This window comes from Sphingomonas sp. IW22, assembly GCF_041321155.1.
Lineage (GTDB): Bacteria > Pseudomonadota > Alphaproteobacteria > Sphingomonadales > Sphingomonadaceae > Sphingomonas.
Genome location: NZ_JBGGWB010000009.1, coordinates 59,310 through 82,386 on the forward strand (window position 1 = coordinate 59,310; position 23,077 = coordinate 82,386).

Annotated in this window: 16 protein-coding genes; 9 read left to right on the top strand and 7 right to left on the bottom strand. The window is 65.1% G+C overall.

Going from position 1 to position 23,077, the window contains the following annotated elements:
• Positions 1-48: 48 nt before the first annotated feature.
• From ACAX61_RS18300 to ACAX61_RS18310, 3 genes are all read right to left on the bottom strand, one after another.
• Positions 49-402 carry a DUF952 domain-containing protein gene (locus ACAX61_RS18300; RefSeq protein ID WP_370716110.1) on the bottom strand — a complete coding sequence of 118 codons (354 nt, stop codon included), beginning with the start codon at positions 400-402 and terminating at the stop codon, positions 49-51.
• A complete protein-coding gene (gyrA, locus tag ACAX61_RS18305; protein ID WP_370716095.1) occupies positions 395-3,187 on the bottom strand; it encodes a DNA gyrase subunit A in 2,793 nt (930 codons plus the stop codon). Before gyrA ends, ACAX61_RS18300 begins: the two co-directional genes overlap by 8 nt.
• Positions 3,188-3,287: 100 nt before the next feature.
• Positions 3,288-3,971 (bottom strand): SDR family NAD(P)-dependent oxidoreductase, encoded by a 684-nt coding sequence (locus tag ACAX61_RS18310; RefSeq protein WP_370716096.1) that lies wholly within the window; start codon positions 3,969-3,971, stop codon positions 3,288-3,290.
• Between the two features lie 167 nt (positions 3,972-4,138).
• Here ACAX61_RS18310 and ACAX61_RS18315 point away from each other — a divergent pair, with 167 nt between their 5' ends.
• From ACAX61_RS18315 to ACAX61_RS18325, 3 genes are all read left to right on the top strand, one after another.
• Positions 4,139-5,401, top strand: a complete 1,263-nt coding sequence (locus ACAX61_RS18315; RefSeq protein WP_370716097.1) for a tetratricopeptide repeat protein — start codon at positions 4,139-4,141, stop codon at positions 5,399-5,401.
• Between the two features lie 110 nt (positions 5,402-5,511).
• Positions 5,512-6,195, top strand: coding sequence for a molybdate ABC transporter permease subunit (gene modB / locus ACAX61_RS18320; protein ID WP_370716111.1), 684 nt, complete (start codon positions 5,512-5,514; stop codon positions 6,193-6,195).
• The gene (locus tag ACAX61_RS18325) at positions 6,185-6,805 is read left to right on the top strand and encodes an ATP-binding cassette domain-containing protein (protein WP_370716098.1); all 621 of its coding nucleotides are present in this window, start codon (positions 6,185-6,187) and stop codon (positions 6,803-6,805) included. The genes modB and ACAX61_RS18325 overlap by 11 nt, the downstream gene beginning before the upstream one ends.
• A gap of 93 nt (positions 6,806-6,898) precedes the next feature.
• Here ACAX61_RS18325 and rpoC read toward each other — a convergent pair whose 3' ends face one another.
• Together rpoC and rpoB are read right to left on the bottom strand one after the other, a co-directional pair.
• On the bottom strand, positions 6,899-11,182 hold the full coding sequence (gene rpoC, locus ACAX61_RS18330; RefSeq protein WP_370716099.1) for a DNA-directed RNA polymerase subunit beta': 4,284 nt from the start codon (positions 11,180-11,182) through the stop codon (positions 6,899-6,901).
• A 78-nt stretch (positions 11,183-11,260) separates the two neighbouring features.
• Positions 11,261-15,406: a DNA-directed RNA polymerase subunit beta gene (rpoB, locus tag ACAX61_RS18335; RefSeq protein ID WP_370716100.1), complete on the bottom strand. Its 4,146-nt coding sequence runs from the start codon at positions 15,404-15,406 to the stop codon at positions 11,261-11,263.
• Positions 15,407-15,690: 284 nt separating this feature from the next.
• Between rpoB and ACAX61_RS18340 the strand changes: the two genes are divergently transcribed.
• Both ACAX61_RS18340 and ACAX61_RS18345 read left to right on the top strand, forming a co-directional pair.
• Positions 15,691-17,001, top strand: a complete 1,311-nt coding sequence (locus tag ACAX61_RS18340; RefSeq protein ID WP_370716101.1) for a hypothetical protein — start codon at positions 15,691-15,693, stop codon at positions 16,999-17,001.
• Between the two features lie 9 nt (positions 17,002-17,010).
• Entirely contained in the window at positions 17,011-18,252 is a 1,242-nt protein-coding gene (locus ACAX61_RS18345; RefSeq protein ID WP_370716102.1) for a threonine synthase, read from the top strand.
• 47 nt (positions 18,253-18,299) lie between these two features.
• Here the strand turns inward: ACAX61_RS18345 and ACAX61_RS18350 are convergent, their stop codons facing one another.
• A complete protein-coding gene (locus tag ACAX61_RS18350) occupies positions 18,300-18,956 on the bottom strand; it encodes an alpha/beta hydrolase (RefSeq protein ID WP_370716103.1) in 657 nt (218 codons plus the stop codon).
• A gap of 103 nt (positions 18,957-19,059) precedes the next feature.
• Here ACAX61_RS18350 and ACAX61_RS18355 point away from each other — a divergent pair, with 103 nt between their 5' ends.
• The 4 genes from ACAX61_RS18355 to ACAX61_RS18370 all read left to right on the top strand — a co-directional run bounded on the left by ACAX61_RS18355 (position 19,060) and on the right by ACAX61_RS18370 (position 22,866).
• Entirely contained in the window at positions 19,060-20,160 is a 1,101-nt protein-coding gene (locus tag ACAX61_RS18355) for a cysteine desulfurase family protein (protein ID WP_370716104.1), read from the top strand.
• On the top strand, positions 20,157-21,260 hold the full coding sequence (locus tag ACAX61_RS18360) for a cysteine desulfurase family protein (RefSeq protein ID WP_370716105.1): 1,104 nt from the start codon (positions 20,157-20,159) through the stop codon (positions 21,258-21,260). The genes ACAX61_RS18355 and ACAX61_RS18360 overlap by 4 nt, the downstream gene beginning before the upstream one ends.
• Positions 21,257-21,595 (top strand): 2Fe-2S iron-sulfur cluster-binding protein, encoded by a 339-nt coding sequence (locus ACAX61_RS18365; RefSeq protein ID WP_370716106.1) that lies wholly within the window; start codon positions 21,257-21,259, stop codon positions 21,593-21,595. Before ACAX61_RS18360 ends, ACAX61_RS18365 begins: the two co-directional genes overlap by 4 nt.
• 65 nt (positions 21,596-21,660) lie before the next feature.
• The gene (locus ACAX61_RS18370) at positions 21,661-22,866 is read left to right on the top strand and encodes an SGNH/GDSL hydrolase family protein (protein ID WP_370716107.1); all 1,206 of its coding nucleotides are present in this window, start codon (positions 21,661-21,663) and stop codon (positions 22,864-22,866) included.
• Here ACAX61_RS18370 and ACAX61_RS18375 read toward each other — a convergent pair.
• A partial coding sequence (locus ACAX61_RS18375; protein WP_370716108.1) for a hypothetical protein occupies positions 22,850-23,077 on the bottom strand: 228 nt, incomplete at its 5' end. The genes ACAX61_RS18370 and ACAX61_RS18375 overlap by 17 nt on opposite strands.

Sequence of the window (23,077 nt, forward strand, 5' to 3'; positions counted from 1 at the left end):
AACCGCTTCGCCGCCCCGTTGGACGGGGCGGCGCAGGCATTCTGACGTTCAGCCCGTAACGGGCAATCGCACCGTGCCGTCATCGTCGCGCACCATCGCGCCATAGGCCACGATCGCCGACAGCGGTAAAGCGGCATAGATATGCGGGAACAACTGCCCGCCCCGGCTTTCCTCCCAACGAACCGCATCGCCCAGCGCCGACAGGTCGACAGCGGCGACATGCAGGTCGGTTTGCCCCGCAAAATGCTTGTCGACCGTCTCGGTCAGCTGCTGCGCGGTCGACAGGTGGATATAGCCATCGGCGAGATCGACTGGCGCCCCGGCGAAGCTGCCATCCGCCTCCAGCGCCGCCATCTGTTCGGCGGTCAGCACCTTATAGGCGGTCTGGGGCCGGTCACTCATCCTCATCGCCCTCTTCCTCGACACGCTCGCTCAGCGTTGCTTCGCTGGTGCCGTCGTCGATAGTGATCGCCTTGTCCGCCTGAACCTCCGCCAGTTCCTCGCGCTCCTCGGCGACGGCGGCTTCGGCGGCGTTTTCGGGCTCCTGTTCCTCGTCAATGCGCGCGACGCCGACAACATGCTCACCATCGGCCACGTTGAACAGCCGCACACCCGCCGAACCTCGCCCAATGACGCGCAGCGACGACAGCGGCATGCGGATCATCTTGGCCTGATCGGTGACCAGCATAAGCTGGTCCGACGTGGTCGCCGGGAAGGACGCTACGACCGGGCCGTTGCGGGCGATATTGTCGATATTGGTGATCCCCTGACCCCCGCGCCCGGTGCGGCGATATTCATAGGCGGAGGACAGCTTGCCATAGCCGTTTGCGCATACGGTCAGGATGAACTGTTCGCGTTCCGCCAGTTCGGCCAGGCGTTCGGGGTTCGACGGCTCGCCCTCCCGCTCCGGCTTCCACGGGGCGAACCGCAGATATTCTTCGCGCTCTTCCGGCGTCGCACCGGCGCGGTGCAGGATCGACAGCGACATGACGGTATCGTCGCCCTTCAGCGTCATGCCGCGCACGCCGGTCGAATTACGGCTCTGGAACTCGCGCACGTCCTCACCGGGGAAGCGAATGGCCTTGCCCGCGCGGCTGGCCAGCAGAACGTCGTCGCCCTCTTCCAGCAGGGCCACGCCGATCAGGCGGTCTTCGGCGTCGTCGCCTTCGAACTTCATCGCGATCTTGCCGGCGGTCGGCACATTGGTGAACGCATCCATCGAGTTGCGGCGCACCGAACCCCTGGCAGTCGCGAACATGACGTGCAGCTTGCTCCACTCCGCCTCATCCTCCGGCAGCGGAAGCACGGTGGAGATCGTCTCGCCCGCCGCCAGCGGCAGCAGGTTGATCATCGGCCGGCCGCGCGTGGCGGGCCCGCCTTCGGGCAGGCGCCACACCTTCATGCGATAGACGCGGCCCAGGGTAGAAAAGAACAGCACCGGCGTGTGCGTGCTGGTCACGAACAGGTTGGTGACCGCGTCCTCGTCCTTGGTCGCCATGCCTGCGCGACCCTTTCCGCCACGTGCCTGTGCGCGGAAAGCGTCGAGCGGGGTGCGCTTGATATAGCCCTGCATGGTCACGGTAACGACCATGTCCTCGCGCTCGATCAGGTCCTCGTCCTCGATCCCGTCGGCGGCAGCGGCGATTTCGGTGCGGCGCGGGGTGGCGAAGGCATCGCGCACCTCGACCAGTTCGCCGCGCATCACTTCATACAGCTTGGCGCGGTTGGCGAGGATTTCGAGCAGCTCGGCAATGGATGCGGCCAGTTCGGCCAGCTCGCCGCCGATTTCGTCGCGGCCCAGCGCCGTCAGGCGATGCAGGCGCAGGTCCAGGATCGCGCGGACCTGAACGTCGGACAGGCGATAGGTGTCGCCCTCGACCTCCTGCTCCACCGCTTCGACCAGCCGAATATAGGGGGCGATTTCCGCGATCGGCCATTCGCGCATCAACAACGATGCACGCGCCGCCGCCGGGCTCTCCGAACCGCGGATGATCCGCACCACTTCATCCAGGTTGGTGACCGCGATGACCAGACCCAGCAAGATATGCGCCCGGTCGCGCGCCTTGGCCAGTTCGAACTTCGAACGCCGCGTGATCACTTCCTCACGGAACTTCACGAAGCTTTCGATGATGTCGCGCAGGTTGAGCAATTCGGGCCGGCCGCCGCGAATCGCCAGCATGTTGGCGGCGAAGCTCGACTGGGCGGGGGTGTGGCGCCACAGCTGGTTCAGCACGACTTCGGGCGTCGCGTCGCGCTTCAAATCGATGACGATCCGCACGCCCTCGCGATTCGATTCGTCGCGAATGTCGCTGACACCCTCGATCCGCTTGTCCTTGGCCGCCTCCGCGATTTTCTCGACAAGGGCGTTCTTGCCCTGCTGAAACGGGATTTCGGTCAGGATGATCGAACGGCGCTCACCGCGCTGTTCGATGGTGTGACGCGAGCGCAGGATGATCGAACCGCGCCCGGTGCCGTGCGCCGCGCGCACGCCCGAACGGCCCAAAATGATCGCGCCGGTCGGGAAATCCGGACCCGGCACGATTTCCATCAACTCGTCGACGGTGATCCCGCCATTGTCGATATAGGCGAGGCAGGCGTTGACGACTTCGCCCAGATTGTGCGGCGGCACGTTGGTGGCCATGCCGACGGCGATGCCGCCCGCGCCATTGACCAGCAGGTTGGGGAAGCGCGCCGGCAGCACCGTCGGCTCATGTTCCGAACCGTCATAGTTCGGCTGGAAATCGACCGTGTCCTTGTCCAGATCGGCCAGCAGCTCCCCGGTCACACGGGCGAGACGCGCTTCGGTGTAACGCATGGCGGCGGGCGGATCGGGATCCATCGAACCGAAATTGCCCTGACCGTCGATCAGCGGGACGCGCATCGACCAGTCTTGGGTCATGCGTGCCAGCGCGTCGTAAATCGCGCTGTCGCCATGCGGGTGATATTTACCGATCACGTCACCGACGATGCGCGCCGATTTGCGATAGGGTTTGTTATAGGTGAAGCCGCTTTCGCTGGCCGAAAACAGGATGCGCCGATGCACCGGCTTCAGGCCGTCGCGCACATCGGGAAGGGCGCGCGCCACGATCACGCTCATCGCGTAATCGAGGTAGGACGACTTCATCTCGTCGACGATCGAGATCGGGGAAACGTCCGAAGGGTCGGCGAGCAACGTCTCGTCGGTCAAGGCAGGCTTTCGCTTTCGTGTAAGGTTCGTGACAAGGCTCTAGACCCGTCTCGCTGCCCTAACAAGCCTCGCGCGCGCCCGCGTATCAATGCAGTGCGGCTCAGAAGGGGATTTCGGCGCCGTCCCAGGCAAAGACCTTGCCGCTGTCATGTGGCTTCAGCCCGTCCAGCACGTCCAGCAGTTGCAGCGCCGCCCGATCGGGTGCGAACAGCTTGCCCGGCGCGACATTACCCTGAAAGGGTTTGGACAGGCCGGTATCGACCGTGCCCGGATGCAGACCGACGACGATGGTGCGGTCATATTTGCGCCGCGCCTCGATCGCGATGTTTCGCAACAACATGTTTAGCGCCGCCTTGGACGCGCGATAGCCGTGCCAGCCACCCAGCGTATTGTCGCCGATCGAGCCGACGCGCGCCGAAAGGGCGGCAAAGGTCGGGGTTCCGGTGCGCGGGAACAGCGGCAGGAAATGCTTGGCGACCAGCGCGGGGCCGATGGCATTGATCGCATGGACACGCGCCAACCAGTCGGCGTCCAGATCCTTCAGCGCCTTTTCCGGGCCATGTTCAGCGTCGTGAAGGATGCCGGTTGCCACCATCACCAGCGCGGGCGGGGGCCCGGCGCCCACGCGTGCAGCGGCATCTGCGATGCTGGCCTCGTCGGTCAGGTCCAGCCCGTCGCGCCGCGACAGGCGCCAGACGCGCTTGAAACGCGCCTCTTCCTCGATCGCGTCGGCCAGTGCGCCGCCGATTCCGCCCGATGCGCCGATGATGACTGCCGATTGCATATGCGATTCGCTATTGCCAGATATCCCCCGCGTCAAATCGGCGCGGGAGCCGCTGCGTTCAAAAAGCGTTCAGCGCCATGATGGCACGGAGGGTCGCAAGCCCTTCGGCTTGAATGACGCAGCCGGGGCATTTAGGGGCTAAGTCCCCCGAGAGGAGAATTATACCCATGTCGATCGTGTCCAAGGCCGCACTCACCGCGATGCTGGCGCTGGGCGGCGTTGCCACCGTCGCTACCCCCGCCACTGCGGCCCCGGTTCAGAAGAAGAAGGGCAAGGAGGGCGAAGCCCCCGCGCTGAAGGTGGGTGAGGATTTCCGCAAGGCCGCCGTTGCCGCTCAGACCGCGCTGCAGGGGGGCGATACCGCGACTGCCGAAACCCAGCTTGCCGCCGCCGAAGCGCTGATCAAGAACGACGACGAAAAATACTTCGCCGCGCAGCTTCGCCTGCCGCTGGAAGCGCGCAAGAAGAACGTTCCGGGGATGAAGAACGCGCTGGACGTGCTGCTTGCCGACCCGCGCACTCAGGACAAGCAGCGCCTGATGTTCGTGCGCGGCGACATCGCGCGTCAGGAAAAGGATTATGCCGGCGCGCTCCAGTATCTGCAGCAGGCGCAGCAGGCGGGTTATCAGGACGAAAACCTGCCGTTGATGCTTGCCCAGACCCATTTCGACATGAACAACGCGCAGGCCGGCGTCGCCGAACTGGAAAAGGCGGTTCAGGCGAAGAAGGCGGCCAACCAGCCGGTGCCAGACGCATGGTATGACCTGGCCGTCGCCAAGCTTTACGGCGCCAAGGATTCGGCGGGCGTCAGCAAGTGGCTGAAGATGCAGCTGAACGATTATCCCACCGCCAAGAACTGGCGTCGTTCGCTGCTGGTCTATCGCGACAGCGCGCAGCTCGACAATCAGGGCAAGCTCGACCTGTTCCGTCTGATGCGTCAGACCGACAGCCTGGCCGACCAGAACGACTATCTGGAATATGCCGACATTGCGTATCGCGTCGGTCTGCCGTTCGAAACCAAGGCCGTGATTGAGGAAGGCCGCCAGAAGGGCAAGATGCCCGCCACTGCCCTTGCGCAGTTGCACAACGACGCCGTGACCGCGATCAAGAATGAAGGTTCGCTGGCATCGCTGGAGGGTCCGGCCAAGTCGGCGGCGAACGGAAAGGCCGCTGCGCAACTGGGCGACGCGTATCTCGGCAGCGGCAATTACGCCAAGGCGGTCGAGTTCTACAAGCTGGGCCTGCAAAAGGGCGGCGTGAATACCGAGGAAGTCAATCTGCGCCTCGGCAATGCGCTGGTCGGTGTCGGCAACCGCGCGGAAGCCGCAACCGCGTTTGACGCGGTGAAGGCGATGCCGAAGGCGGAGATCGCGACCTTCTGGAAGCAGTGGCTGGCCACCCCGGCAACAGGCGCGACCGCCGCGAACTGATCGCGCTTCGCGTACACGAAGAACGGGGTCGGCGGGAAACCGCCGGCCCCTTTTTCGTGCGGCTTCCGATTGCGGGGCAGCGCTTCTAAGACAGGCGGGTGTTCGTGCCGATGCTCAGCCCCGATGAATGGGAAACAGTTCGCCTGTCGCTGCTGGTCGGCGGCACGGCGGTTATGGCGACCTTGCCGGTCGCATTCCTGCTGGCGTGGCTGCTGGCGCGGGGGCGCTTTCCGGGCAGGGTGCTGCTGGATGCGGTTGTCCATCTGCCGCTGGTGTTGCCGCCGGTCGTCAGCGGCTGGCTGTTGCTGATGGCCTTTGCGCCCGCCGGGCCGCTGGGCGCGCTGCTGGAGCGGTGGTTCGGCGTCAGCGTGCTGTTCCGCTGGACGGGCGCGGCGATTGCGGCGGGCGTGATGGCATTGCCGCTGATGGTCCGCGCGATGCGCCTGTCGATCGAGGCGGTGGACCGGCGGCTTGAGGGCGCGGCGCGCACGCTGGGCGCGGGGCGGGTCGACCTGTTCTTCAGCATCACTCTGCCGCTTGCACTGCCCGGCGTGCTGGCGGCCGCCGTGCTGGGCTTTGCCCGCGCGCTCGGTGAATTCGGTGCGACGATCACCTTCGTCTCCAACATTCCGGGGGAGACGCGGACTTTGCCGATCGCCATCTATTCGGCGTTGCAGATACCTGGCGGCGATGCCCAGGTCTGGCGGCTGGCCGCCATTTCGGTCGCCCTGTCGCTGGCGGCGCTGATCGCGTCTGAGGCGTTGGCGCGGCGTCGGGGTGGCCATGTCCTTTGATATTTCGGTCGTGAAGCGGCGCGGCGACGCGCTGATCGCCGCGCATGTGCAGGGCGGGGCAGGGGTGACCGTGCTGTTCGGCCCGTCGGGCATCGGCAAGACGAGCATCCTCGACATGGTGGCGGGCCTGCTAAGCCCCGACGAGGGGCTCGTGCGAGTGGGCGATCAGACGCTGTTCGACGCCGCGCGCCGGATCGACCTGCCGCCCGAAGCGCGGCGGGCAGGTTATGTCTTCCAGGATGCGCGGCTGTTCCCGCATCTCAGCGTCGCCGCAAATCTTCGCTTCGGAGAGCGGCGGGCGCCGGCGGAGGCGCGCTGGATCGGTTTCGACGATGTGGTGGCGATGCTTGACCTCGGCCGTCTGCTCCGCCGTCGACCGCGCACGTTGTCGGGGGGTGAAGCGCGGCGCGTGGCGATCGGGCGCGCGCTGCTGGCGGCGCCGCGTTTCCTGTTGCTCGACGAACCGACCAGCTTCCTCGACCGCGCCCGGCGGGAGGAGGTCGCCCGCGCGATCGAGGATGTCCGCGATCGGTTGAAGCTGCCGATCCTGCTCGTCACCCATGACGGCGAAGAGGCGGAGCGGCTGGGCACGCAGATCGTCCGCCTCTGAACCCGCCGCCGCCACGCCGGACGCGCCGCCAACAAAAAGGGCCGCCGCCCGGTATCCCGGACGGCGGCCCCTTCATTCGGTCGACCTGAACGATCAGTCGTTCAGATATTCACCCGCATCCGCATCGGTGCCGTGACCCGACGGGGCCACGCTGGCCAGCGGATCGTCGCCGGTGCCCTGCGCATCACGCGCCGAGCGAGCCAGTTCCGCCGCATGCTCTTCCGCCGCCGAAGCAGGCGCGATGAGCGACGCCTCAGCCATCTTGCGCTGCGCGACGCGAAGCGCCGCATCACGCGACGATGCCGCAACACGCAACCGGTTCATGCCAGCCCCCGTACCCGCCGGGATCAGGCGGCCGACGATGACATTTTCCTTCAGGCCGTTCAGCGTGTCGATCTTGCCCTGCACCGAAGCCTCGGTGAGGACGCGCGTCGTTTCCTGGAACGATGCGGCCGAGATGAACGAACGCGTCTGGAGCGATGCCTTGGTGATGCCGAGCAGGATGGGCTTGCCCTGAGCCGGCTGCTGATTCGCCTCCAGCTTCGAGTTCGCTTCGTCCATCTCGTCGCGGTCCACCTGCTCACCGGCAAGCAGGGTGGTATCGCCACCGTCGGTGATCTCGACCTTTTGCAGCATCTGGCGAACGATCACCTCGATGTGCTTGTCGTTGATCTTAACGCCCTGAAGTCGATAGACTTCCTGGATTTCCGACACGAGATATTCGGCCAGCGGTTCGATGCCCAGCACTTCCAGAATGTCGTGCGGATCGGGGCTGCCGCCGATCAGGTTGTCGCCACGCTTGACGTAGTCGCCTTCCTGAACGTCGATTACCTTCGACTTGGGTACCAGATATTCGACGACCTCGCCGCCATCCTCCGGCTGGATGCCGATCTTGCGCTTCGCCTTATAGTCCTTGCCGAACACAACGCGGCCCGAAACCTTGGCGATGATCGCATTCTCCTTGGGCTTGCGGGCCTCAAAGAGTTCGGCGACGCGCGGCAGACCGCCGGTGATGTCGCGGGTCTTGGCCGATTCACGGCTGGCGCGCGCCAGCACGTCACCCGCCTTCACCTCGGCGCCGTCTTCGACCGACAGGACCGTGCCCGATGCGAGCATGTACCGGCCGGTTTCGCCCGAAGCATCGTCGAGCAGGGTCAGGCGAGGACGAAGATCCTCCTTGGCCTTGCCGCGATATTCGGTGACCACACGCTGAGTGATACCGGTCGCATCGTCGGCCTGTTCGGTCAGCGTCTTGCCGTCGATCAGGTCCTGATACTTCACGATACCGGGGTTTTCCGTGATCACCGGCATGGTGAACGGATCCCATTCGGCCATCCGGTCGCCCTTCGACACGACATGCCCGTCATCGAACATGACATATGCGCCGTAGGGAATGCGATGAACCGCCAGTTCGCGGCCGTCCATGTCGACGATCGCGATTTCACCCGAACGGCTGAGCGTCACGCGACGACCGCGCTGGTCCTCGATCACGCGCAGGTCGCGATATTCGAGCGTGCCGTCGACCGGTGCCTCAAGGTTCGACTGCTCGTTCAGCTGTGCCGCACCACCGATGTGGAAGGTACGCATGGTCAGCTGCGTACCCGGCTCACCGATCGACTGCGCTGCGATGACGCCGACCGCTTCACCGATGTTCACCGGCGTACCGCGGGCAAGGTCACGGCCATAGCACTTTCCGCAGACACCGATCCGCGCTTCGCAGACCAGCGGCGAGCGGATCTTCATGCCCTGAACGCCCAGCGCTTCGATCTGCGCGATCATCGGCTCGTCCAGCAGGGTGCCGATCGGGATGATGACCTCGTTCGTCTTGGGATCGACGACATCCTCGGCCGTGGTGCGGCCCAGAATACGCTCACCCAGCGAAGCGATGGTGGAACCGCCTTGCACGATCGCCCGCATTTCCAGCGCGCGTTCGGTACCGCAATCGTCCTCCATGATGACGCAGTCCTGCGACACGTCGACCAGACGGCGGGTCAGGTAACCCGAGTTCGCCGTCTTGAGCGCGGTGTCGGCCAGACCTTTACGGGCGCCGTGGGTCGAGTTGAAATATTCAAGGACGGTCAGACCTTCCTTGAAGTTCGAGATGATCGGCGTTTCGATGATCTCGCCCGACGGCTTGGCCATCAGGCCGCGCATGCCTGCCAGCTGCTTGATCTGGGCCTGCGAACCACGCGCACCGGAGTGAGCCATCATGTAGATCGAGTTGATCGGCTTTTCGCGGCCGGCCATCGGGCCGTCGTCGTAACGCTTCACAGCCTTGATCTCGTCCATCATGGCGGCTGCCACCTGGTCACCGCAACGGCTCCAGGCGTCGATCACCTTGTTGTACTTTTCCTGCTGGGTGATCAGGCCGTCCTGATACTGCTGCTCATAGTCCTTAACCAGCGCACGGGTCTCGTCGACCATCCCTTCCTTGGCGGCAGGAATGATCATGTCGTCCTTGCCGAACGAGATGCCGGCGCGGAAAGCGTGGCGGAAGCCCAGCGACATGATCGCGTCGGCGAACAGCACGGTCTCCTTCTGGCCGGTGTGGCGATAGACCTCATCGATGACGTCGCCCACGTCCTTCTTGGTCAGCAGGCGATTGACGATGTCGAACGGCACCTTGTGGCTCTTGGGCAGACATTCGCCCAGCAGCATGCGGCCCGGCGTGGTTTCGAACCGCTTGAGATACTGGTTGCCGTCCTCGTCGGTCTGCGGAACGCGGCTGACGATCTTGGTGTGCAGCGTCACCACGCCTGCGAACAGCGCCTGGTGCACTTCCTCCATGTCGGCCAGCACCATGCCTTCACCCGGCTCGCCGGTCTTTTCCAGCGAGAGGTAGTAAAGGCCAAGCACCATGTCCTGCGACGGCACGATGATCGGCTTGCCGTTGGCGGGCGACAGGATGTTGTTGGTCGACATCATCAGCACGCGCGCTTCCAGCTGGGCTTCCAGCGAAAGCGGGACATGGACGGCCATCTGGTCACCGTCGAAGTCGGCGTTGAAGGCCGAGCAGACCAGCGGGTGAAGCTGGATCGCCTTGCCCTCGATCAGCACCGGCTCGAACGCCTGAATGCCAAGGCGGTGGAGCGTCGGCGCGCGGTTCAGCAGCACCGGATGCTCGCGGATCACCTCGTCCAGGATGTCCCAGACTTCCTTGCGCTCCTTCTCGACCCACTTCTTCGCCTGCTTCAGGGTCATGGACAGACCCTTGGCGTCGAGGCGCGCGTAGATGAACGGCTTGAACAGCTCGAGCGCCATCTTCTTGGGCAGGCCGCACTGGTGCAGCTTCAGCTCAGGACCGGTCACAATGACCGAACGGCCGGAATAGTCGACGCGCTTGCCGAGCAGGTTCTGACGGAAGCGGCCCTGCTTGCCCTTGAGCATGTCGGACAGCGACTTGAGCGGACGCTTGTTGGCGCCGGTGATCGTGCGACCGCGGCGACCATTGTCGAACAGCGCGTCGACGGCTTCCTGCAACATGCGCTTTTCGTTGCGGACGATGATGTCCGGCGCACGCAGTTCCATCAGTCGCTTGAGGCGGTTGTTACGGTTGATGACGCGACGATACAGGTCGTTCAGGTCCGACGTTGCAAAGCGGCCGCCGTCCAGCGGCACCAGCGGACGCAGTTCGGGCGGAATGACCGGCACGACATCGAGGATCATCCATTCGGGACGGTTGCCCGAATCGATGAACGATTCGACGACCTTCAGCCGCTTGATGATCTTCTTGGGCTTCAGTTCCGACTTGGTGGTTGCCAGCTCCTCAAGCAGGTCGCGGCGCTCGCCCTCAAGATCGAGGTCCATCAGCATCTGCTTGACGGCTTCTGCACCGATGCCGGCCGAGAAGGCGTCTTCGCCATACTGATCCTGAGCGTCGAGCAGCTCGTCCTCGGTCAGCAGCTGATACTTCTCAAGCGCGGTCAGGCCCGGCTCGATGACGATATAGCTCTCGAAATAAAGGACGCGCTCCAGCTGCTTGAGCTGCATGTCGAGCAGCAGGCCGATGCGCGACGGCAGCGACTTCAGGAACCAGATGTGCGCGACCGGCGCAGCCAGTTCGATATGGCCCATGCGCTCGCGACGGACCTTCGAGACGGTAACCTCGACGCCGCACTTTTCGCAGACGATGCCCTTGTACTTCATGCGCTTGTACTTGCCGCACAGGCATTCGTAATCCTTGATCGGACCGAAGATGCGCGCGCAGAACAGGCCGTCACGCTCGGGCTTGAACGTGCGATAGTTGATCGTCTCGGGCTTCTTGATTTCGCCGAACGACCACGAACGGATGCGGTCCGGAGACGCGATGCCGATCTGGATCTGGTCGAAGGTCTCGGTCTTGGCGACCGGGTTCGCGAAGTTGGTCAGTTCGTTCATATCTTCATTCCCTCTTGGGAAAAACCGGGGGCGGGAAGGAGAGGGCGGGGCGCCGCCGCTTGACGACGCCCCGGCCCGTTACTCTGCCGCCTCGGCCAGCTCGTCGCCTTCGTCCATCGACTTGAGTTCGACGTTGAGGCCCAGCGAGCGCATTTCCTTGACGAGCACGTTGAAGCTCTCAGGAATGCCGGCCTCGAAGGTGTCGTCGCCCTTGACGATCGCTTCATAGACCTTGGTGCGGCCGACCACGTCGTCGGACTTCACCGTCAGCATTTCCTGAAGCGTGTAGGCAGCGCCGTAAGCCTGCAGTGCCCACACCTCCATCTCACCGAAGCGCTGGCCGCCGAACTGGGCCTTACCACCCAGCGGCTGCTGAGTGACAAGGCTGTACGGACCGATCGAACGGGCGTGGATCTTGTCGTCGACCAGGTGGTGCAGCTTGAGCACATATTTGTACCCCACCGTCACCTTGCGATCGAAACGGTCGCCAGTGCGGCCGTCATACAGGTCCACCTGACCCGATTCATCCAGCCCGGCCAAGCGCAGCATCGCAGTCACATCGGCTTCCACCGCGCCGTCGAACACCGGCGTGCCCATCGGCACACCCTTGCGGACATGCGTGGCCAGGTCGACGATCTGCTCCGGCGTCCGTGCCTCGATCTCGGCGGCGTAATTGTCGCCATAGATCTCGCTCAGCAGAGCCTTGACCGCTTCGGGCGGCTGACCCGCTTGCGGGTTCGGGTTCGCTTCACGCCATGCGTCCAGCGCATCGCCGATCTTGCGACCCAGACCGCGCGCGGCCCAGCCCAGATGCGTCTCGAAGATCTGCCCGACGTTCATGCGCGACGGCACGCCCAGCGGGTTCAGCACGAAGTCGACCGGCGTTCCGTCTGCCAGGAACGGCATGTCTTCCTGCGGCAGGATGCGGCTGATGATGCCCTTGTTGCCGTGACGGCCGGCCATCTTGTCGCCCGGCTGCAGCTTGCGCTTGATGGCCACGAACACCTTGACCATCTTGAGCACGCCCGGCGGCAGCTCGTCGCCCCGCTCCAGCTTCTCACGGCGATCCTCGAACTTCTCCTTGATGCGCTTCGCGGCCTCGTCATACTGGGCCTTCACGCCTTCCAGATTGGCCTGAACCGCGTCGTCCGCGACTGCGAACTTCCACCATTCATGCCGCTCCACGCTGTCGAGCAGCGCGTCGTCGATGACCGAACCCTTCTTCAGGCCCTTGGGCACCGCGGTCGCGGTCTGACCGACCAGCATGTCGCGCAGGCGCGACCAGGTGGCACGATTGAGGATGCCGCGCTCGTCGTCCGAGTCCTTCTTCAGGCGCTCGATCTCTTCGCGCTCGATTGCCATCGCGCGCTCGTCCTTGTCGATGCCGTGGCGATTGAAGACGCGAACGTCCACGATCGTCCCCGACACGCCCGGCGGCAGACGCAGCGACGTGTCACGCACGTCGGAGGCCTTTTCACCGAAGATGGCGCGCAGCAGCTTTTCTTCCGGCGTCATCGGGCTTTCGCCCTTGGGCGTGATCTTGCCGACCAGGATGTCGCCCGGCTCAACTTCTGCACCGATATAGACGATGCCCGCTTCGTCGAGGTTGCGCAGTGCTTCCTCGCCGACGTTCGGGATGTCGCGGGTGATGTCTTCTGGCCCCAGCTTGGTATCGCGAGCCATGACTTCGAATTCCTCGATGTGGATCGAGGTGAAGACGTCATCCTTCACGATGCGTTCGCTGATGAGGATCGAGTCCTCATAATTGTAGCCGTTCCAGGGCATGAACGCGACCAGCACGTTGCGGCCCAGTGCCAGCTCACCGAATTCGGTCGAGGGACCATCGGCAATGACGTCGCCCGCCTTCACCACATCGCCCACCTTCACCAGCGGACGCTGGTTGATGCAGGTCGACTGGTTCGAACGCTCGAACTTCATCAGGGTATAGATGTCGACGCCGCTTTCGCTGGCATCGACGTCGCCCGTCGCACGGATCACGATACGTGCAGCGTCGACCTGATCGACGATACCCTCACGCTTGGCGGCAATGGCTGCACCCGAGTCGCGCGCCACCGTCTCTTCCATGCCGGTGCCGACGAACGGCGCCTCGGCCTGGATCAGCGGCACGGCCTGACGCTGCATGTTCGAGCCCATCAGCGCGCGGTTGGCGTCGTCATTTTCCAGGAATGGAATGAGCGAAGCCGCGACCGAGACAAGCTGCTTGGGCGACACGTCCATCAGCGTGACGTTTTCAGGCAGCGCCATCAGGAATTCGCCCGCCTGACGTGCCGACACCAGTTCCTCGGCGAAGCTCTTGTCTTCGTGGAGGGCGGCGGATGCCTGAGCGACGGTGTGCTTCTGCTCTTCCATGGCCGAGAGATAGACGACCTCGTTGGTCACCTTGCCGTCGATCACCTTGCGGTACGGCGTCTCGATAAAGCCGTACTTGTTCACCCGGCTGAACGTCGCCAGCGAGTTGATCAGACCGATATTCGGGCCTTCCGGCGTTTCGATCGGGCAGATACGGCCATAGTGGGTCGGGTGAACGTCGCGGACTTCGAAGCCCGCGCGCTCACGCGTCAGACCGCCCGGCCCGAGCGCCGACACGCGACGCTTGTGCGTCACTTCGGAGAGCGGGTTGGTCTGGTCCATGAACTGCGACAGCTGCGACGAACCGAAGAATTCGCGCACCGCGGCGACCGCCGGCTTTGCATTGATCAGGTCGTTCGGCATGACCGTCGACACATCGACCGACGACATGCGTTCCTTAACCGCGCGCTCCATGCGGAGCAGGCCGACGCGATACTGGTTCTCCAGCAGCTCGCCCACCGAACGCACGCGACGGTTGCCCAGATTGTCGATGTCGTCGACTTCGCCCTTGCCGTCCTTCAGATCGACCAGCGTCTTGACGACCGCCAGAATATCCTCGGTGCGCAGCGTCGTCACCGTGTCCGGCGTGTCGAGGTCGAGGCGCATGTTCAGCTTGACGCGGCCCACGGCCGACAGGTCGTAGCGATCGGGATCGAAGAACAGGCCCGAAAACAGCGACTCTGCCGTTTCCAGCGTCGGCGGTTCGCCGGGACGCATCACGCGATAGATGTCGGACAGCGCCTGCTCGCGCTCTTCAGCCTTGTCGACCTTGAGCGTGTTGCGGATCCAGGGACCGGTCGACACATGATCGATATCGAGCAGTTCGACGCGGTCGATGCCGGCCTTGTCGAGGCTTTCGAGGTTTTCGGCCGACACTTCGTCGCCCGCCTCGATATAAATCTCGCCGGTCGCTTCGTTAATCAGGTCAAAGGCCGAATAGCGACCGAAGATTTCCTCGGTCGGGATCAGCAGCGTTTCCAGACCGTCCTTAGCCGCCTTGTTGGCAGCGCGCGGGCTGATCTTCTGACCGGCGGGGAAGATCACTTCGCCCGAGCTGGCGTCGACGATGTCGAACATCGGCTTCTGGCCGCGCCAGTTTTCGGCGGCGAACGGGATCTGCCAGCCACCCTGGCCGCGGACGAAGGTCACGCGGTTGTAGAAGTGGTTGAGGATTTCCTCGCTATTCAGGCCCAGCGCATAGAGCAGCGACGTGACCGGCAGCTTGCGCTTGCGGTCGATACGGACGTTGACAATGTCCTTGGCGTCGAATTCGAAGTCGAGCCACGACCCGCGATACGGAATGACGCGCGCGGCGAACAGATACTTGCCCGACGCGTGGGTCTTGCCGCGGTCATGGTCGAACAGCACGCCCGGCGAGCGGTGCATCTGCGACACGATGACGCGTTCGGTGCCGTTGACGATGAAGGTGCCGTTGCCCGTCATCAGGGGCATGTCGCCCATGTAGACGTCCTGCTCCTTGATATCGAGGACCGAGCGGGCTTCCGTATCTGGGTCCACCTCGAACACGATCAGGCGCAGGGTGACGCGCATCGGCGCGGCATAGGTGATGCCGCGCTGACGGCATTCTTCCTGGTCGAACTTGGGATGCTCAAGCTCGTAATTCACGAAATCCAGCTCGGCGGTGCCGGCGAAGTCGCGGATCGGGAAAACGCTGCGCAGCGTCTTTTCAAGGCCGGAAACGTAACCGATCGACGGGTCGCTCCGCAGGAACTGTTCGTAGGATTCGCGCTGAACCTCGATCAGGTTCGGCATCTGCACCACTTCGTGGATGTCGCCGAACACCTTGCGGATACGGCGCTTTGCCGTGCCGCGTTCGATTGCCTTGGTTGCCATAAGCTGCTGTTCGCCTCGTTCAGCCGGAATGTCGGGCGCGGGGGCCATCAAGACACGAAAAGCCGCGTGCTCCACAGATGGGAACCGCAGCTTCCAAGCGTCCTGAATTACCTTTACGACCCATTCGTCCGGCTCGCTGCGCGACGGCGTGCCATGTCCCGGTCGTTAAGGCAGTGTCGGGATATAGGCTGAACGGCGCCGGGTGTCAAACCGCCGACGCTTCGCCGCGCCATGGTTCAAGGGGGCTAGCCGCGGGCGCCCGCACGGGGATATGGCGCGCGGCCATGTCCGGTTTCCATCCGCTGTTCGGCGCGGCCATCGCGCTTGCCCCCCTGTCGCCCGCGCTCGCTCAGGAGGCGCCCGCACCGCAGCCCAGCCGGGTGGTGCCGCCCATCGACTATTCGCTGCCGCCGGGCGACAGCGTCCCGCAGAGCACACCGGCGCCGGCAACGGTGCCGATCATCGTGCCGACAGCCACGCCAACGCCGCGCGCGACCCCGACGCCCCGCGCCACGCCGACTCCGCGCGCCAGCGAAGCCCCGGCGCGACCCCGGCCAACGCCAACCCCCACGCCGAGCCCCACTCCCACTCCGGTGCCCGATGCAGCGCCGGTCGAGACGCCTGCCGCGGAGCCCGCGCCCGTCGCGTCACCTACGCCCACGCCGGAAGCAACGCCCGCGCCGACCGCGACCTCTGTCACGCCTGGCCAGGGTGGCCGGGGTGTTTCCGAGTGGCTGATCGCTGGTGTGATCCTGTTGCTGGCGGTGCTGGCGTTGTTCTGGTTCCGTCGTCAGAAGGGCGAGCCGGTGGCGGAGGTGGAAGCGGCGGTCGAACCGACGCCACGGACTGACCCTGTCCGACCCGTGCCGCCGACGCCGCCCGTCGCGCCACCTGCGGCCAAGCCCGCACCCGTTCCACCGCCACCGCCCCCCACACCGGTCGCGCCGGAGTCGCCGCAATTCCTGTCGCGCCCGGCCGGGCCGCCGCTTCGCCCGATGCCGCCCATCCCGTCGGGCACAATCACGGCGTTTCGCGACAAGCCCAAGCCCGCCGATGCCGGCTTCATCACCGCCTTTCGTCAGCCCGCGCCCGTGCTGGGCATCGACGTGTTGCCGGTGCGCGCTGGCGTGACCGATGACGATGCCGGCTTTGTCGAGTTTCAGTTCGTCACCGTGAATTCGAGCGACCAGACCGTATCGGAAATGATGGTGTCGGCTTGGCTGCTCAGCGCAAGTGCCGATCAGGACGAACGGATCGAGGCTTATCTTAACGAACGCACCGACCCGGCGCAGCATAACCGCTATACGCTGAACCCCGGCGAGCACCGCGAACACCGCGCGACGATGGGGGCACCGCTCGACCAGTTTCATATCGTCGAGGCAGGCGGGCGCCGCTTCTTCGCCCCGATCCTGCTGGTCGATACACGCTATCGCGGGCAGGGCGGCAGCGAGGGGCGCAGCAGCGCGGCCTTCATGATCGGTCGCCCCAACGCCACCACGGGCAAGCTGACGCCGATCTATGTCGATCGCGGCGCGCGCGTGGTCGAGGGGCTGGCCGCGCGACCCTATCCCCTGCGTCGGGCGCAAGCGAGCTGAGGAGTGCATATGAACTGGAAAGATAACCTGACCGGCGCGCGCCCCGCCTTTGTCACGCATCTGGAATGTGGGCTGACGGGCGAACGGTACGAGGCCGATGTCATTCAGGGCCTGTCGCGTGCAGGTCGACCATTGCTGGTTCGATATGATCTGGACGGCGTGCGCGCCGCGCTGACGCGCGAGGTGCTGGCATCGCGTCCGCGCGACCTGTGGCGCTGGCGCGAATTGCTGCCCGTGCGCCACGCCGCGAACATCGTCAGCCTGGGCGAAGCGGAAACGCCGTTGATCGCGCTTGAGGCGACTGGCGAACGGCTTGCGGCCCGTGCGCCGCTGGTCAAGGATGAGGGGCGCTTGCCGACCGGCAGCTTCAAGGCGCGCGGGCTGGTGATGGCGATCAGCATGGCCAAGGCGCTGGGCGTCCGCACCATTGCCATGCCGACCAACGGCAATGCCGGTGCCGCCGCCGCCGCCTATGCCGCGCGTGCCGGTATGGAGGCGGTGATCTTCTGTCCCGACGATACGCCTGAAATCAATGTGCGCGAGATCGCGGCACAGGGCGCGCGGGTCTACCGCGTCAACGGCCTGATCGACGATTGCGGCGCGCTGGTCGCCAAGGGCTGCGCCGAAAATGGCTGGTACGACCTGTCGACTCTGAAGGAGCCGTACCGGATCGAGGGCAAGAAGACGATGGGGTTGGAACTGGCCGAACAGCTTGGCTGGGAAGTGCCCGATGCGATCTTTTACCCCACCGGGGGCGGCACCGGGCTGATCGGCATGTGGAAGGCATTTGACGAGCTGGAAGCAATCGGCCTGATCGGGCCTCGCCGTCCGCGCATGTATGCGGTGCAGGCGTCGGGATGTGCCCCCATCGTCCGCGCGTTCGAGGCGGGAGAGCGCCACGCCGAACGCTGGGAGAACGCGCATACCGTTGCGGCGGGCATTCGCGTGCCACGTGCGGTCGGCGATTTCCTGATCTTGGATGCGGTGCGTGAAAGCGGGGGCAAGGCGCTGGCTGTCGGCGATCCTGCCATCGTTCGCGCGGTCGAACGCGCCGCAACCGAGGACGGTCTGCTGCTCTGCCCCGAAGGTGGGGCGACACTGGCCGCCTATGAACAGGCGCTGGCGGATGGAGAGGTCGGGCGCGACGAACAGGTGGTGCTGTTCAACTGCGCCACGGGGCTGAAATACCCCATGCCCGACAAGTCGCGTACGCTGGACCGGCACGCGCCGATCGATTTCGGGGCGCTATGAACGCGAGCCGGCGGCGGACCGTTTGGATCCGCCGCCGGTCAATCGCGTCACCGTATCGGTGAATTCGGGTCGAGCCGCATGTCGAGATAGCGGTCGACGCTGCCCATCAGCTCGGTCATTTCATGTTCGAAGAAATGATTGGCGCCGGGAATGGTGTCGTGGTGGATGGTGATGTGCTTTTGCGTGCGCAGCTTGTCGACCAGCTTCTGGACGGCGCTGGGCGTCACCACTTCGTCGCTTTCGCCCTGAATGATGATGCCCGATGACGGGCAGGGCGCCAAGAACGTAAAGTCGAACATGTTGGCCGGCGGCGCGATCGAGATGAAACCGCGAATTTCCGGGCGGCGCATCAGCAACTGCATGCCGATCCATGCGCCAAAGCCGAATCCGGCGACCCAGGTAGTCGATGCTTCGGGATGGAAGCTCTGCACCCAGTCGAGCGCGCTGGCCGCATCGGACAGTTCGCCGATGCCGTTGTCGAACGTCCCCTGGCTCTTGCCGACGCCGCGGAAATTGAAGCGCAACGTGGCGAAACCGCGGCGCTGGAACGTCTTGTAGAGTTCCTGCGTGATGCGGTTATTCATCGTGCCGCCCGCATTTGGATGCGGGTGCAGGATCATCGCAACAGGTGCGCGTGGACGCGGGGCAGGGGCAAAGCGCCCCTCTAGACGGCCTTCGGGACCGGGAAAAATGACTTCGGGCATCGGCTTCCTGTGCGGTTAAGGGCGCCCGGACCTGTGGCGCCTGCCAAAGCGACGGCTATATAGGCTGGGCGGCCATACAAGCAACGTCGCGAAAGGATCAGCATTGCCCGATCGCCTTTATCTGGACCATGCCGCGACCACGCCGGTGGTGGAACCCGCGCGTCAGGCGGTTGCTGCGGCGCTGGCCGACTGGGCCAATCCATCGTCGCCCCATGGGGAGGGCCGCGCCGCACGGGCCGCGCTGGAGCGCGCGCGCACGCGGATCGCCAGAGCCTATGGCTGGGACGGAGAGCTGATCTTCACCAGCGGCGCGACCGAGGCGCTGGGCATCGCACTGACCCGTGCGGAGGTGCCGCGCGTGCTGGTGTCCGCCACCGAACATGAAGCGGTGCTGCGCGCCGTGCCGGGGGTGGATCAGCTGCCGGTGCTGGCGGACGGCACGCTCGACCTGAACGCACTGGAGCGCGCGCTGGCGACAGGGCCGGCGCTGGTTGCCGTGCAATGGGGCAATAACGAGACTGGCGTGCTGCAACCCATCGCCGCCATCGCCGCATTGGTGAAGGCATCGGGCGGGCTGTTGCTGGTCGATGCCGCACAGATGCCCGTTGGCTGGGACGATGAAGATCTGCCCCAGCTTCACGCTGATTTCATCGCGCTGTCGGGACACAAGCGCGGCGGCCCGGCTGGGGTGGGGGCGCTGTTGATCCGCGACCTTGGCGCTTTGCGCCCGTCGGGCGGTCAGGAGCGTGGCTATCGCGGCGGAACCGAAAATCTGCCCGGCGCGCTGGGGTTCGAGGCGGCAGTTGGTGCGCCCGAGGATCTCGTCTATATGGCCGAACTTCGCGACCGGCTGGATCATGGTGTGGTTGCGGCGGGGGGCGAGATCGTCGCTCCTGATGTCGATCGCCGCACGCCGTTGATCTGCGCCTATCGCATGCCCGGCGTGGCGGCGACCGCGCAGCTGATCCGGTTCGACATGATGGGCATCGCGGTGTCGGCGGGCGCGGCCTGTTCGTCGGGGACGATGCGGCCCAGCCATGTGCTGGCCCAGATGGGCATCGAACCGCGCCCGGCGAGCGAAGTTATCCGCGTCAGTTTTGGCCGGTCGACCAGCGCCGCCGATGTTGAGCGGTTCTTGACCGCATGGAGCAGCATCCGCCGTGATACTCACATGGCGCCGCCCGAGGATGAGATACCGACATGATCTATCTCGACTATCAGGCGACGACTCCGCTGGCGCCGGCGGCACTCGCGGCCATGCTGCCCTGGCTTGAGGCGCAGCACGCTAATCCACACAGCGCTCACGCCCCCGGTCGCGCGGCCCGGGCCGCAGTGGAGGTCGCGCGCGCAGCGGCCGCGGCCTTGCTGCCGGCGGGCGGTCGTGTGGCCTTCACCAGCGGCGCGACCGAAGCGCTCAACTGGGCGATCAAGGGCACAACCGGCCCGATCGTGACGCTGGCCACCGAACATGCCGCTGTGCTGGACACCGTGGCTGCGGAGGTGCGACGCGGCCGCGAAGCGACGGTGCTGCCGGTCGGCACCGACGGCCTTGTCGATCTGTCGCTGGCAGAGGGTGCGATTGTGCCCGGCACCGGGCTGGTGGTGGCGATGCTGGTCAATAACGAGATCGGCGTGATCCAGCCTGTTGCCGCGCTTGGCGAACTGGCGCGCCGGGCGGGTGCCCTTATGCTGTGCGACGCGGTGCAGGGATATGGCCGGGTCGATCTGCCCGATGGCTGCGACCTGATCGCGATTTCGGCGCACAAGATCCACGGGCCAAAGGGCATTGGCGCGCTGTGGATGCGCGACGGCGTCGAGCCGTCGGCGCTGCTGCACGGCGGAGGGCAGGAGGCACCCGGACGATCCGGTACGCTCAGCCCCGCATTATGTGCCGGGTTCGGCGCGGCGGCACGGCTGGCGGCGGAACGACGTGCTGCGGACATTGCCCATGTGGCGGCTTTGTTCGACGCCGCATGTCAGGCATTGCGCGTCGCGGAAGCGGGAGGCTGGCAACTGAATGGATCACGCGAACATCGTTATCGGGGCAATCTCAATGTCCGACGCGACGGGCTGGATGTCGCGCGCCTGATGTCGGATTGTCGCGACATCGCTTTTTCGGCGGGATCGGCATGCGCCAGCGGCTCAGGCCGCTCCAGCCATGTGCTGCGCGCCATCGGCCTGTCGGATCAGGAGGCACGGTCGAGCATCCGTATCGGTTTTGGCCGCGATACCGATCGCGACAGTCTGGTGGCGGCGCTGGAGCGGATCGACGCTGCGGCGCATGGCCAAAGGATGGCGGCATGACACGGGTCCGCTTTGTTGCCGCCGACGGCGAAACCGTCCGCGAAGTAATTGCCCAGGCCGGCGACCGGCTGCTCGATGTGGCACAGACTGACAATCAGCCGCTGGAGGGCACGTGCGAGGGGCAGATGGCCTGTTCCACCTGTCACGTAATCATCGCGCCAGAGGATTTCGCGCTGCTTCCGCCCGCGAGTGAGGAGGAAGAGGATATGCTCGACCTTGCCGCCGGTGCGACGCGGACGAGCCGGCTGGCGTGCCAGATATGGATCGAAAACGGGTGGGAGGCGATGACCGTTCGTCTCCCGCCCGAGCGTCGTGACCTGTCGGGCCGCGCCTGACCCTCGGCGAGGCTTGAGGCCTTCCCCCAGCCTGCTAGGCTCCGAGGAGTAGGCAGGGGGGCAATATGAATACTGCGGGCGCGATACTGGTTTCACTGGCAATGGCGGGCGTGGCGTTGCCAGCATCGGCAGCGGCGCCGGAGCGCTGGGCGGGTGCATGGGGTTATGCCCCGGCCAGTGCGGGGGAGCATGACGCCCCGTTGCCGCCAGGCACCTATCGTTACCGCGTTCGTCTGACTCAGGCAGGGTCGGGCCTGATGCTGACCTTCAGCAATGCCGAGGGGGCGGAGGCGGTGGCGATCGCCGCCGTTTCGATTGGAGAGGCTGCCAGCGAGGAGGGTGTCGCGATTCGGACCGGCTCCATGCGCCCCGTGCGGTTCTCAGGCAGCCGCGGCGCGGCGCTCCCACCCGGTCGTACCATGTTGAGCGACGCTGTCGATATCGCGGCCGAGGTGGGGCGGGACATGATTGTCAGCGTCACCTTCTCGACACCCACCCGACCAGCACGCACCAATCTGGGTCTGCCCATGGCATTTGCGCCCGGTCTGACGGCCGATGATGCACCCGGCGATTCCCGGTTCGAACGGATTCAGGCGCGTGCCTATCTCTCGCTCGTGTCGGTTCGCGATCCACGCGCGAATTGCACTGTCGTCGCTTTCGGCGATTCGATCACCGACGGTTATCTGGCGCTGTCGACCGAGACGCGCGGCTGGCCGGGACGCTTGAGCGAAAGGCTGGCCGCCCTGGCACCGGAGCGTCGCTGTGGTGTCGTCAATATGGGGATCAGCGCCAACCGTATGCTGAATGGCGGGCGCGCGGTTCCGGCGCTCGACCGGTTCTGGCGCGATGTGGCCTCGGTTCCGGGTGTCACGCATGTCGTGCTGCTCGAAGGGATCAACGATATCGGCAACAGCGGCAGGGATGGGAACGCCACCGTCGACGCTGCCGCGCTGGTCGATGGCTATCGCCAGTTCGTCCGGCGCGCGCATGCTCTGGGTATCCGGGTTATCGGGGCGACCATCACCCCTGCACTAGGGGCTGGCTATATGTCGCCTGAGAAGGAGCGTGTTCGCGCGTCGGTGAACGACAGCATCCGTACGGGGCAACTGTTCGACGGCATGGTCGACTTCGACGCTGCGGTGCGTGATCCGGCGAACCCGACGCGTCTGCGCCCAGCCTTCGACCCCGGCGATCATCTGCACCCAAATGATGACGGGCTGCGGGCCATGGGGGAGGCGATCGACCTGTCGCTGCTCAAACCAAGCGATTGAGGGGCGTTTCGGGAGCGCACAGAGCTTTTTTCAGGAAAAATGCAAAAAGTTCCAAAAAGCGGTTGACCGGATGTGATTCGCCCCATAAATGCCCCTTCACCGACGGGGCGCACCGAGACGGAGCGCTGAGTTGGTCACCGAAAGCAAGGCGCACGGGTCGCCCGGAAACGGGATAGACGGTGCGTCGGTTTTTGTCGCTCTTTGACATTGT